This window comes from Flagellimonas spongiicola, from assembly GCF_023502425.1.
Lineage (GTDB): Bacteria > Bacteroidota > Bacteroidia > Flavobacteriales > Flavobacteriaceae > Flagellimonas > Flagellimonas spongiicola.
Map to the genome: position 1 here is coordinate 156385 of NZ_JAMFMA010000004.1, position 13939 is coordinate 170323.

Here is a 13939-nt window from a genome sequence, read left to right on the forward strand (position 1 = left end):
CGCTCTCCAAAAACTAATCAATGAAATATTTAATAATGCTTGTGACCCTTTTTGGGGTCATGGGCTCCTACGGTCAAAATCTAATTGACAGCTCGTCCTGGACTCTAGGAAATGGCTCTGTTGCAGGCTTTCCTGCCTACGGCTCTGCTAATGAAAGTGTTCGTGAGCTGGACACTGATCCATTTGGAAACCAGTCCATTATCTGGAAAGCAATACCTGATACACCTACATCAAGTGGAGGTTGGGAAACGAATACATTTAGTATTGACCACACCAAAACCTATCGATTCACTGTCTGGATGAAAAAAATCGGAGGAGCATCAGGCTCTGAGATTTTTGCTGCTGAAGCCTTTGGATCCAGTGGAAATGATACAGCGCAGCGATTGAATGGATTGGTATCATCAAATCCGATTTTTGAGGCCGGGAATGTACCCAATCTTGGACAATGGTACCTCTATGTTGGTTTTATGCATCATAGTGGTTATACCGGAACAACTCATCAAGGCGGAGTATACGATCCTAATACTGGAAACAAGGTAATGGATGCTACTGACTATAAGTTTAGTGCCGCAAGCGTTACTAGCAGGCATAGAGCCCACTATTGGGAAGGTGTAAATTCCAATGAAATACTATTCTTGTATGACCCAACCGTTTATGTGGTCGATGGTACAGAACCCACAATTTCAGAATTACTGAATCCTGTTGGTTCAGATACTGAAGCGCCAACCGCACCTAGTTTAGTAAGTACAGGACAAGGTGAAACTACAATAGACCTTTCTTGGAGCGGTGCCGCCGACAACGTTGGTGTTACGGGTTACAAAGTCTTTAAAGATGCTGGATTAGAAGCCACTTTGGGTAATGTCGCTAACTATCAAGTAACCGGACTTACCGCTTCTACTTCATACAATTTTACGGTATCAGCTTTGGATGCTGCAGGAAATGAAAGTGTGACAAGTAACCCAGTAACAATTTCCACCAATTCAGGTTCTGGTGGAGGTGGGAGCAATTCCTCTTCCGTTTGGTCCGAAAATGCCAGTGTTGCCAGCTATGCTGGGCAAGTAGGCGTTGGAACTACAACAGTTCCTACAGCCTATAAAATGGCTATTGATGGTAAACTACTTGCCGAAGAAGTACGTGTAGAACTCTCAGGGTCATGGCCCGATTATGTTTTCCAAGACGATTATGACTTAATGACTTTGGATGAAATCAAAGCATTTATACAGTTACACGGTCATCTCCCCAACATGCCATCTGCACAAAAAGTAGAGCGTGAAGGCATTGCGGTTGGTGAACTGAACAAGCGACTCTTGGAGAAGATTGAAGAATTGACATTACATACAATACGTCTTGAATCTGAAATTAAAAGACAGAAAATTCTAATTCATAAGATTTTACACGAAACGGTTAGACAACCAAAAAAATAATTTATGATACTAAATACAGTAAGTATGAAAAAAATCCTATTTGGACTTTTAAGTATTTTGTCTTCCACTTTTATTTGGAGTCAAGGATACGATAAAGCACAGGAATATACACCAAATACACCTATAGCCTCTGAAATTATGAGACATGGTTTGGTTCCGTTAAATCAGTATACTGGTATCCCAAATATCGAAGTTCCTATTCATTCCTTAGATTTTGATGGTCGAAGTTTACCAATAAAACTAAATTACCATGCAGGTGGTATTCGAGTTAATCAAGAAGCCACTTGGGTTGGGCTTGGGTGGTCACTATCTAATCAGTTTGTCATAAGCAGAAAAATTAACCAAAGAAGTGATATTGGCAATGACAAAAATTCAAACGCTTATAACGGATACTGCTATGAGAATGAGATTCCTGAGAATATTACTGAAGAACAAGTAGAATCCTTAACAGATTTTGTGACAGATACTCAACCCGATATTTTTACAGCTACTTTAATGGGAGAAACGGTAAAGTTTCAACTTTTGAAGCAAGATTCTTCTGGTGTAATAAATGCATTGGTTTTGAATGAAAGTAAAGCTGATGTCTCCTTTGATAAGGGTAATCGAAATTTTTTGATAAAGGATGACCAAGGTTTTCAATATCATTTTACTAAAAAAGAATATTCCTCCACTATTCATGACTCTGGCCAACATGTGAATGACTACTTCTCCATGGAAGAATATAGTAGGTATTCGAATTCTAGGGATAAATTTATCCTGACTAGTTGGTTTGTTTCTAGCATAATTAGTCCTAATGGGCATGAACTTAAATTTACCTATTACGGGGACGAAACTTTGTCCGATTCTGATTCAAGCAATGATATATTTTATTTATCCTTAAGTCCAACACAGGTTCACGAAAACAGGACTTTAATTACGTGTAACGGAACAACAGGTAGTAGCACTACGACTTCGCTATTTCCAGAATACACATATTCCAGAAGTATCCATGAAAATAAATATTTAAAAGAAATTGTAAATGGTAATACTGGGGAAAGAATTGTTTTTAAAGTTTCAGATAGGCAAGATATAGCAGGTTATGATCCATTAAAACATAGTAGCTCACTAGGTCTGATTTATGGAAGCACTAATTCTCATAACTACAGGAGTCCTAGAAGATTGGAATCAATAGAATTTTATTCAGCTGCAGGTAAGGTCTTCAAAAAAGCAAAACTCACACAGACTTATTTTAATTCTCATAAAACCAGCGACGAATATCCCGACAATCACTTGCGCTTAAAGTTAGACAGAATTAGTGTAGATAACCAAGCATATGTTTTTCAGTATGAAAGTCCAAACTCGTTGCCTTCAAAAACAACCACTGCGATAGATTTTTGGGGATTTTATAACGGTAATGAAACTGAAGATCCTAATCAAAAGATATTTAGATATCCTTCCCAATTGTTGAGTTCGGATTACTTATATGGCTTATGTAACACTTCCAATGTATTTCCTTCAAGTTATTGGCAACCGGGAGGGAATTTGGGAAGTAACTTCGAATATGGGCGTGTAGGTACCTTAAATAAGATTATTTATCCTACTGGAGGGTCGACTAATTTCTTATATGAAAGTAACACCGTAAAGATTTCAGATAATTCTTCTTCAATATCCATTGATGCACAAACAGTAATGAATTTGGAACAGAATATCAATGACCTTGACAACAATCCAATTGCTTCCACCTCTAACTCGAATACCAAAACCTATAAGGTTGGTGGCTTACGTGTTAAATCTATAGAAAATCGTGATAAGAACAATGAGTTAAAACTCAAAAAATCGTATAGATATCATGGATTCGGAAATTCAAGTATACCGATGTCCTCAGGAAAATTGATGACCGGTCTGGTATATTTCTATCCAACCGAGAGTTTTGATTCTAATGGAAATAACCTATCCACGAGTCTAGTAGTATCCAACAGTAATATGACATATGGAAACAATTCTGCCATGGGTAATCATGTGGGATACAGTTTTGTTGAAGAAACTACTATAGATGCTAATGATGTAGCAAAAAATAATGGGAAGGTAATAACTGAGTTTATAAATGAGCCCAATCAGCAGCTAAATTCAACATATGGGGGAAGCCTTGCATTTGATGCGCCGCCCGATATTTATGAAGAAGGAAACGGCAAAATAAAAACCCAAGAATTTTATGATAATGTTTTCAATTCAACACCAAAACGCGTAGTTGTAAATGTGTATGATCAATTTTACATTGATGGCACTAATGGGCTCAAGATTTATTATTCGGACCAAACGGCATACCTTTTAGGATCTATTGGAGGATCTGGAATACCACTTCAATATAACACGCCTTACGATAGATTTCCTTACCGGACTAAAAGATCTTACTGGGTTTTAGATAACTCTACCACAACGGATTACTTAGAAAATGGCACTTCGTTAGAGACTAGAACTTTTAACTTGTATAATGCCAAGCCACAATTAACCTCTACTACCACTACCAATTCCAAGGGTGACGAAATACGAAGTGAATATTACTATCCTTATGATACCTATCTAGGTGTAGGCAGTAGATTTGGTATGGCTGACCTGGTGACTGATAATAGAATTGCAACACCAGTATATACAAGAAACTACTACGATGGGAATCTTTTAAGTCATGAGTTGACCTCTTTTGAATATAAGAATGGAATTTTACAACCTTCGCTGATAGGTTTTCAGAAAAACGATGCCCCTCTTGATCAAATAGAAAATAGAATAGAGTTTGATCAGTATGATGAAATCGGGAATCCTATAAAGTTTAGAAAGGATAATGGACCTTGGACCCATATGATTTGGGGTTATGAAGGCAAGTATCCTATAGCGCAAATAACCAATGTTTCGGAAACAGCGGCATCTATTGAGTCTATTGTTGATTATGCAGTTATAAACGATACAAAAAGTTCAAAGGCCGCAATCAAAGCCGAAATTGATAAAATCCGAAACCATTCAGACTATGCACAATCCCAGATAGTCTCATATCTGTTTGATCCTTCTATTGGTGTGGTAGAAACCACCGACCAGCGCAATTATAGTACTACTTATGCTTATGATGATCGAGAAAGGTTAAAACAGGTAAGGGATGAAAACGATTTTCTTTATGAAGATTACGAATACAATCAAACCTACGAAACCACAGATTGTTTGGAAAATTGCGATGGTGAAGTTACCCTTTCAACTAGCAATTACAGTCTTATAAGAAACCAAAACTTCACTATTGGTTATAGTATTAGTGGCGCTTTCACTGTTTCACGGTGGGAGATAATGTATGGTGATGGTAACATACAATTTGGAAATGGGTCTCCATCAAATTTCACCTATAGTTACGCGAATGATGAAGTATACGGGTTGAAACCGATTAGGATATACCTGTATGATGCCAATGGCAATCAAATTTCCGGAAACATTAATGTCAGATTGTCCGCGTCAAACTAAGGACGAAGCGCTTCATTAATTCATAAAACTTAAGAAAACTCAATAATATAACCCCATGATTATGAGTAATAATAATCTAAATCTTATAAAAAAATGCCTTGTTGCTATAGTGCTTTTGTTTTGCGCAGTCAAGGTCAATGCACAATATAGCATATCTGGACCGTCATCTTTGACGGTTGGGAATTCTGGATTTTATACCATCCAGAGCAATGGTGCTAGTGGTACAATTACCAATATTAGCTGGAGTACTTCCAGTAACGGTACTATAAATTCTTCCGGTACGTTTGGTGCCTCCATAACATTTAATACTGCGGTGTTATCATTTGTAGACGCTACCGTAACCAATTCCTTTGGTCAAACATTTAATGTTCAAGACTATTCAGTGAGTGTTAATAATCCGCCACCACCGAATCCTGGTAGCCCAACAATTACCTCAAAAGATTGTAATAGGGCGGTTTTGACAAGGAGCGGAACACCACCATCAAATGTACGCTGGTATTGGCAAGGTAAAAACGATGGTTTTGACACTACCAAGGGATTTGGTGCAACTTTTGTAGCCGATGAAGGAAGTGGTGATTATTATATTCGCGCACGTAATACGACTACAGGTGCTTGGAGCTCGGGATCAGCGTCTGTGTACGTTAGTCTACAGGACAATACGTCTATGCCCACGGCAAGCGATGTCACTATTTGTGAAAATACATCTACGTTCTTAACAGCTTCTGTTGTTAGTGGTGCTACAATTAAATGGTATGACTCTAATGATAACTTTTTGTTTGAAGGTGCAAATTACGGTACCGGTGTCTTAACGGCCGATAAAACATATAAAGTATCGGCAACCATTGATAGTTGTGAAAGCGCTAAAAGAACCGTTACGGTAACGGTTACGCCTGAAATTCAGTCATATACCCTTACACCTAGCACTCAGGAAGTCTGCTCAGGAGCATCTGGCCAAATTGTGCTCAATAATTCTCAACCCGATGTAAGATATCAATTAAAAAGAGGAAGTACGGATGTTGGGCAAGATAGAACTTCCAATGGTGGAATTATCACTTGGAGTTCAGACATTACACCAGGAGCAACATATCATGTAGTAGCATCATACCAAGGCGGAATATGTAACCCTGTAACAACAAACAGCGTCACTGTTGTAGAGAAGGTTCCTATGGCTGCAACCATTACCTCAAGTGCAGGAACAGAAGACATTTGTCCCAATACAGATTTATCCTTAACCATCACCGGTTTATCAAATCCAGTTTGGAGCACTGGGGATATAGGTACGGCAACGAATCTGTTTACCCCACCTGTAGGAACTACTACCTATACTGTGGATGGCCAAAACGAATGTGGTGTGGCAACAACAAAGCAGATTACGCTGAATGTTTTGCCATTAATAGGAAACATTACGGTAACAGGCGGTCCTTCAAGTAGGTGCATGGGCACGGGTACTGATGATTATGATGCTGTTCTAGATAATTCAGCTTCATTTACAACAACAACTTTTACGTGGTCTATAAACCCAGCGAACGCAGTTACGAGTATCAATGCAAATACTGGGTTAGTTGTTTGGGATCCCAATTATAGTGGTACTGCCACTTTAACGGCACAAGCAGATAATGGGTGTCAAACCAAGGACTTTGATTTACCAATTACTGTAAGTTCTTTGTTCACTTTCTATGCCGATCAGGACCGCGATGAATATTGGGAACATACGGTGCAAGCTTGCACAAATCCCAATCCAACGGTATATGTTACCCAAAATGAAGTTACTGCGGGAGGGGATTGCAATGACAATAATTCCGACTTGAACCCAGGTTCGTTGTGGATAAAAGATGCTGATGGGGACATGCATGGCCCTCAGAGTGGTTTTGCCTATTCATGTGACCCTCCGGATACAAGCGGAGCTTGGGTTTTGTTTCCAGATTCCAGCATTGCCTATCCTTTGGATGACTGTGATGATGATGACGCCAATGTAATTGCCGCTCAATCATGGTTTTTTGACGGCGATGATGATAATTTTGCCCTTGAAGGATCAGTTCAGAACTCATGTGTTAACCCAGGACTGGGAACCGCTGATGAGGATAAATACAAATCAGGACCACACTCCGGTATAGATTGTGATGATACCGATCCACTTTTTAAATCAGGGAAATGGTATGCAGATACAGATAACGATGGTTTTGGAGATCCAACCAATTATGTGGTGCAATGTGAGAAACCAGCAGGTTTATGGGTGCGTAATAGAGATGATCTTTGTCCTGGTCTTACGGATATGGAAAATTTATGCGGCTTGGTGCAGGATAATGGTCCTAACTACGTCTACACCAGAAGTTACCAGACGGCGGCCACAACGCAAACACCAAGGTTTACCTCCAATGCAGACCTGATACAAAATATTTCATACTTTGATGATCTTGGTCGCCCATCACAACAGATAGGCTTAGAACAGGCAGCAGAAGTGAGCGGTGTTAAAAAAGACCTTGTCAGTTTCTCAGAATATGATGGTTATGGTAGAGTAGTAAATGAATGGTTGCCTTATGCCGCCGCAACAGGCACGTTTGGACAACAAAAATCAGACCCAAAACAAGGGGTTTTGGATTACTACTTTAAACCAAAATACCAAAATACGCAAAACCCCTTTTCAGAAAAGGAGTTTGAGAATTCACCGCTAAATCGTGTGGAGCGACAGGCAGCTCCCGGTAGCGATTGGGCTATGGATGCTGGTCATGAGATTGAATTCAGCTACCAAGCCAATGGCGCCAATGAAGTACGAAGATTTGAAGTGGATCTGACCAATGGAACCCAGTTGACTTTGGATGAGAATGGCAGTAATGAGTTTTATGCACCTAATCAGTTGCGCAAAAACGTTACCTATGATGAAAACCACACAACCGGAAAAAATCATAGTGTAGAGGAGTATTCCGATAAGACCGGTGTGATTGTTTTAAAACGATCTTATTCCGATACAGATTTGAACAACAACGGAGCCATTGATGCCGGTGAAACGGAAATTGCATATGATACCTACTATGTATATGATGATTATGGCAACCTTACCTTTGTGTTGCCGCCCAAAATGGATGCTACTACAGCTACCTTGGCGGCCATCAACACCAATCTAAATGGGTTGGGATATCAATACATATACGACCATAGAAACCGTTTGATTGAAAAAAGATTACCAGGCAAAGATTGGGAGTACATCGTTTACAACAGGTTAGACCAGCCCATCCTTACCCAGGATCCCAATCAACGGTCAAAAGAAGCAACCTCAGATGAATGGTTGTTCACCAAATACGATGCTTATGGTAGGGTAGTCTATACCGGAAAGGCAAGTAGTGCAGAAGGACAAAGCCGTCAGAGTATCCAAACAGAAGTGGATAATTTGCAACAAGCTTGGGAGCATTACCAAACTACAGATGCCAATGCCGACTTTACGGAGGCGGTTTCCATTTTTTACGGTAATGAGGCTTACCCAAATAATAGTTTGCCAGGTAGGTTGGTGGATCTTGTGGAGGTACTTACGGTAAATTATTATGACAAATACGATTGGGTACCACAGAATTTCCCAGCAGTACCAACGGCCGTATTTGGGACCGCAATTGACAACCGAACCACTGGTATGCCCACGGGTAGCAGGGTAAAGGTTTTGGAAACCAGTGATTGGATCACCACAATGACCAAATACGATAGCAAGGCACGACCTATTTATGTGTATAGCGAAAATACGTATTTGCAAACTCAGGATGTAGTGGAAAGTAATTTGGATTTTGTAGGCAGACCACTTAGCGTGCGTAGTTCGCATACCAAAAACAGCACTACTATTGTCACCATAGACAACTTTACCTATGACCATACCGGACGTATGCTTAGGCAATCGCAATGTATTGGCGATGAAAATCTTGGTTATGGTTGTGGAGGAACACCGGTAGACGCCATTGTGGTTGTGGATGATCCTTTGGTAACACAAGGTGTTGTGGCCACAGAAAGAATAATGATCACCTCGCCTAGTAGCAATCAAGCTGTTGTGGTGACCGGAGGGGTTTTTAAAATAGATCCAAATGCCAATGTAGATGGAGGCAATCAAGAGCTGATTGTTTTTAACCAATTTGATGAAATGGGACAACTGGAATCCAAAAAAGTAGGGGGTGACTCTGCAACGGATTTTAATAGTGCCCAAGGATTACAAACCGTGGATTACCGCTACAATGTAAGAGGCTGGTTAACGGACATCAATGATGTGACCAACACCACCCCGGATAAGCTGTTTAATTATAACATTGTTTACAATGGTGGTGTTAACCCTCTGTACAACGGAAATATTTCCAGTACCCAGTGGCGCACGGATAATACGGACAAAGGCTTAAAACGATATGATTACACCTATGATGCCCTAAATCGTATTACCAGCGCAATTAGTAGTGATACCAACTATAATTTAGATTGGGTAGGCTACGATAAAAATGGGAATATTGGTAAACTTAAACGTAAAGGACATATTAACGCTTTGGCTGACCAATTTGGTTTAATGGACGACCTTACCTATTCCTATAGTGCCAACCAGCTCCAGGCTGTAGACGATGACTCTTTGGCAAGCAGTACCCAAGGGTTTGTAGACCGTGTGGAGCAGACCACGGAGTATTACTATGACGACAATGGGAACATGACCAAGGATGACAACAAGGGAGTCACCAACATTACCTACAATTATTTAAACCTTCCTACATTGGTTGAAGTAAATAACTCGGATCATACGGGTACTATTTCCTATATTTATGATGCAACAGGTACAAAATTGAAAAAAACCTTAAGTGCGGGAACTATAGGAACCACAGTTACGGAATATGCAGGAAATTATGTTTACCAAAATACCCAATTGCAGTTTAAGAACCATGCTGAAGGGTATAGTAGACCAAATACTGCTGGGGATTTTGAATACATCTACCAATATAAGGATCATTTGGGCAATGTTCGGTTGAGTTATATGGATAGCAATCAACTTAGCTCGGATCCTGCCGATTTGGTGATTGTAGAGGAAAGTCACTATTATCCCTTTGGGTTACAACAAAAAGGAGGTATTAATGGCGGGGACATCGCTATGGGTAATGACGTGGCACAAAAGTGGAAATTTAATGGTATTGAACTTGAAGAAAGTTTAGGACTTAATCTATATGAGATGCCATTGCGTAATTATGATCCAATGATTGCTAGGTGGACAACAATAGACCCAATAACCCATCATTCTAAATCCACTTATAATGGTTACGAAAATAATCCTGTTTATTGGGCGGATCCAAGTGGAGCAGCAGTAACAGTTAAAACAGGAAAATACAAGGGTAAAGCGGCACAAAATTTATTTAGAAAAATTCAAACTGAACTTGGAGGATATCAGGATCCTCCTAAGGAAGGACAAAAGCGAATTACCGAGGTTCCTTTAAGATCTGAAATGGGGCAAGATTCACACACCGTTACCGAGTATTACCATGCTGGAGGAGTCTTTGGATCCAAAGCTGGTTGGTATGGCTCAAATGAATATGCTCGCATTATTAAACCTGTTGCCGAGAACCTTTCCAGATATATAGGTGGTTGGGACAATGGCATGATGGAAATACAAGGCTATTATGACACTTATCTAAGCTTCATGTCTACCAGATCAACAGTAGATGGATTCTACGATTTCTTGTTATCCTATGGGAATGGTTTGAAGCATGGAAATAATAGCCGTAGAGCATTCGCTCGGTCAGGTTTTACAGGGGAAATGAATTTCAGTTCTCCAATTTTTATTGGAGCACTTTCAATAAGTAGACTCGCCTTAGGTTCGATTTTGACGCGTCCTGCAAGCTATTCTAGTAATTTACAATTCCTTGCTAAAGGATTTAGTAGAAGTAGAGGAGGGAATTTGACATTTCAACTTGGAATAAGAAATAAATCCAGTAATTTTATTATTCGACTTGAAAGGGGAGCACGCTCTCCTATTTATAATACAGGCGTAGGAAAATCTATTTTCGCGACACACATGAATATTCAGAAAGTGGGAAGATTTAATTATCACTTGTATTTAAATCCTGGAAAATGGAAATACTTTTATAGATGGGCTCAATAAAAGAAATATTAATTAAGGAAGTCTCGATACAAATCAAGAATAACTTAGAGACAACGGAGTTTGTCATTGCTCTAAACCTTTTATTGCAAGAATATAGTAACTTAAGTGATGATGTCGAAGTTTTAGATTATCTGTTATCCAAACAAAAGCATTTTATTAGCCTTAAAACAGATGTAATTCTTAATCTTTGGTTGGATTCTGACAAGTTTGAATTTAACATTTACGGATTTGATTTTATTGTATTCCACGAAGACCTCAAAATAAAAGAGACAAGTGTCTTAATAAAAAGCCTTTTTTTAGGAAAATATGAAATTGTTAATTATAAATCATTAAAAGGTGACTCAATAAATAGGGGAATTCGCTGGAATGATGTTTTGATACATAAATTTGATACCAGGGAAAGAGTGGCAATTTTTAAAAAGAAGATCGTTAGTTCTGAAATCCATAAAGGTCCTAAATTAGCGATGGAATAAAAAGTCCCACGCAAGTGCCAGTTTCCAACTAGTGGTATTAAAAACCAACAACAGCAGTTCTTTTTGGGCTGCTGTTTTTTTTTTGGAGTAATGGAAATAATGAATCTTTTGAGAAAATACTTTAGCGATTTGTTTTTTGGACTAAGTTTGAAGTTTTATGAAGGAATTTACCACAAGATACAATCTTGCGTTAGCGGGGGAGACTTAGTTAAATAATTGGGAAATTAGTAATCTATTGTAATGAGAAATTTATTTGTTTTTTTATTGAGCATAACTCTGGCATCATGTAATGTGAAATCACAGAATAGCAAATCTAGCAAGTTACTATTTGAGGATATAGTCGTTGATAGCATAAAAGTAGAACTATCTGCAAAATCAGCAATGTTGTCTACCTTACTAGATGAATCAAGAATTTATAACTTTAAACTAAGCATAGAAAAAATCCATTCAAGTGAACTATCCAAAGGAAATAAAATACATGGAGCTAGTACACTTGGTAATGCCTATATTTATTCTGACAGCAATAAATATGTAATTAACTTTCTGGAACACCCTACTAAAGGTATTATTGCAAATTTTTTAGAGCAAAAGCGTGGGAGTAATTTTCAATCATATTTAGGTGCATATCTTGAAGCTGATAAGCTTTATGAAAAATTGGTTGAGGCAAGTAATTAATATTCATTCTCGTAGCGGCTAGAATTAAACTAGTGGTCTTGAAAACCAACTACAGCAGTTCTTTTTGAGCTGCTGTTTTTTTTGTGGAGTAATGGAAACAATGAATCTTTTGTGAAAATACTCTAGCGATTTGTTTTTTGGGTTAAGTTTTAAGTAATTGAGAGCTACCACAAGATATAATCTTGAGGTAGCGGTTAGGTAGCTTCTGGTAAAGTTAGTTTTTCAAGGTAAAACATCAACTATTAGGAATATATGGGGCGAATATGAATACCCGGACCTTATAAATAACAAAAATGTTAGGGATATAATATTCCATTATTAAACAGTTTATGATAGATAAGAGAAAAGTTGATATTTATAGAAAATATAAAGGTTTCTATGATGGTTATGTGCATGATAATAGAAATGCCTCTGAACCATTAATTGAGTCTGAAGTATGGTGGAAAATCGATGAACTGGTAACTGAATACAAACTAATAATAGATGGTCTTGCATCGGAATCATTTAAAAATTCGTTTGAGGAAAAGCTTAGGAATGTGACAAGTGATTCTGTGGTAATTAATCTAATAAAAGATATTCCCGTCTAACTTCAATTTGTTACTAGCGGGGGATATACATTTGGAAGCGACTAATTTTAAATATTACCTTATGAGAAGTACCTGGTTTGTTCTGTTATCCCTTATTTTTTTATGTTGTGAAGGGCAAACAAAAAAGAAATATGAGGATTATAATGATGAGGACTTCTCTGAAGTTCAAGGTATCATTATAAAAACAACAAGGAAAACAGATTTTAAGAATGTTATTAAATCTAGTATTCACTTTATCTACAATTTGGATAAAGAAAGGCCTGATATGGGGTATGAATTAAATACTAGTTATATGGTCCACGAAGGCGAACCAGTGATTATTTTAGTTCATAAAGATGATTATAAAGTTAGCTACTTTGGAGCAAGAGGTATTGTGGAAGAAGATATTTTGTTGAATTATTTGGATAAATGTGAAAAGATTGGTGGTGGATATTATGGTGTAGAGGAAAGTTTTTTCCATTAGCTTGCCCCCCGCTACCACAAGATATAATCTTGCGGTAGCGGGGGAGAACTTAACTAATCAGTCTCCTTTAGGTAAGATTAAATTTATTATAAGAAACAAAAATGGTAGAAAGGATTTCACAAATGATTAATAGGAACATGAGCGTATGGTTTATCTTGATTACGGTAGTTTTTATGTCATGTTCAAGCTATAAAGATCATTTAAAAACTGGAAATTCGGTTGTAGATGCTCGCTATAATGCAATTTTGGATTTCTCTAACCTAAATAAAGTAACAAAAAGGCATAAAGTATTTAATGTCAATATTTTAATAAAAGAAAGCTCAAATGAAGAGCCGTATCATCAAATCTTTATTAGTCCTATTACCAATGCTTATCCTATGACACAGTATGATACAATTGGCTCAAAATCTGATTTATTGTACAATGATTATAGGATAAATAAAGGAGTACTTTTTTTATGGATGGATCCAGAAAAGAGAACGAATCGAAAGACTTTGGAAGTCATGAGTAATTTTAAGAAACTTGATTCAAGTTTTTTGAAGAAAAGTGACAAGGCATATGTTTTTTCCACAAAAGAATATCCTAAAGATGAAAGGACGTATTTTTTTTGCAAATCGAACATTAGTAAATATAAAGTTCTGAAGGGTTTAAATAAACAATTAATGGAAATAGAGAATTTATGCGATTGATTAGTGATAATTAAAGAGGGTCAATTAATAATTAATATTGAGCTACCG

At 37.8% G+C, this 13939-nt stretch carries 8 protein-coding genes; all 8 read left to right on the forward strand.

Going from position 1 to position 13939, the window contains the following annotated elements:
• The first annotated feature begins 20 nt into the window (after window positions 1–20).
• The 8 genes from M3P19_RS15560 (at window position 21) to M3P19_RS15595 (ending at window position 13891) form a co-directional block, all read left to right on the forward strand.
• Window positions 21–1424, forward strand: a complete 1404-nt coding sequence (locus M3P19_RS15560; protein WP_249658615.1) for a fibronectin type III domain-containing protein — start codon at window positions 21–23, stop codon at window positions 1422–1424.
• Window positions 1425–1448: 24 nt separating this feature from the next.
• Window positions 1449–4901: a hypothetical protein gene (locus tag M3P19_RS15565; RefSeq protein ID WP_249658616.1), complete on the forward strand. Its 3453-nt coding sequence runs from the start codon at window positions 1449–1451 to the stop codon at window positions 4899–4901.
• A 61-nt stretch (window positions 4902–4962) separates the two neighbouring features.
• Window positions 4963–11004, forward strand: a complete 6042-nt coding sequence (locus tag M3P19_RS15570) for a DUF6443 domain-containing protein (RefSeq protein WP_249658617.1) — start codon at window positions 4963–4965, stop codon at window positions 11002–11004.
• The gene (locus M3P19_RS15575; protein WP_249658618.1) at window positions 10992–11477 is read left to right on the forward strand and encodes a hypothetical protein; all 486 of its coding nucleotides are present in this window, start codon (window positions 10992–10994) and stop codon (window positions 11475–11477) included. The genes M3P19_RS15570 and M3P19_RS15575 overlap by 13 nt, the downstream gene beginning before the upstream one ends.
• A gap of 240 nt (window positions 11478–11717) precedes the next feature.
• The gene (locus M3P19_RS15580) at window positions 11718–12152 is read left to right on the forward strand and encodes a hypothetical protein (RefSeq protein ID WP_249658619.1); all 435 of its coding nucleotides are present in this window, start codon (window positions 11718–11720) and stop codon (window positions 12150–12152) included.
• Between the two features lie 329 nt (window positions 12153–12481).
• Entirely contained in the window at window positions 12482–12739 is a 258-nt protein-coding gene (locus M3P19_RS15585) for a hypothetical protein (RefSeq protein WP_249658620.1), read from the forward strand.
• 61 nt (window positions 12740–12800) lie between these two features.
• Entirely contained in the window at window positions 12801–13202 is a 402-nt protein-coding gene (locus M3P19_RS15590; protein ID WP_249658621.1) for a hypothetical protein, read from the forward strand.
• A gap of 137 nt (window positions 13203–13339) precedes the next feature.
• The gene (locus tag M3P19_RS15595; RefSeq protein ID WP_249658622.1) at window positions 13340–13891 is read left to right on the forward strand and encodes a hypothetical protein; all 552 of its coding nucleotides are present in this window, start codon (window positions 13340–13342) and stop codon (window positions 13889–13891) included.
• The last annotated feature ends 48 nt before the right edge of the window (window positions 13892–13939 follow it).

Coding starts and splice junctions, on each gene's coding strand:
- M3P19_RS15595 (WP_249658622.1), top strand. CDS start 13,340: ATGAGCGTATGGTTTATCTTGATTACGGTAGTTTTTATGTCATGTTCA.
- M3P19_RS15565 (WP_249658616.1), top strand. CDS start 1,449: ATGAAAAAAATCCTATTTGGACTTTTAAGTATTTTGTCTTCCACTTTT.
- M3P19_RS15585 (WP_249658620.1), top strand. CDS start 12,482: ATGATAGATAAGAGAAAAGTTGATATTTATAGAAAATATAAAGGTTTC.
- M3P19_RS15580 (WP_249658619.1), top strand. CDS start 11,718: ATGAGAAATTTATTTGTTTTTTTATTGAGCATAACTCTGGCATCATGT.
- M3P19_RS15570 (WP_249658617.1), top strand. CDS start 4,963: ATGAGTAATAATAATCTAAATCTTATAAAAAAATGCCTTGTTGCTATA.
- M3P19_RS15575 (WP_249658618.1), top strand. CDS start 10,992: ATGGGCTCAATAAAAGAAATATTAATTAAGGAAGTCTCGATACAAATC.
- M3P19_RS15560 (WP_249658615.1), top strand. CDS start 21: ATGAAATATTTAATAATGCTTGTGACCCTTTTTGGGGTCATGGGCTCC.
- M3P19_RS15590 (WP_249658621.1), top strand. CDS start 12,801: ATGAGAAGTACCTGGTTTGTTCTGTTATCCCTTATTTTTTTATGTTGT.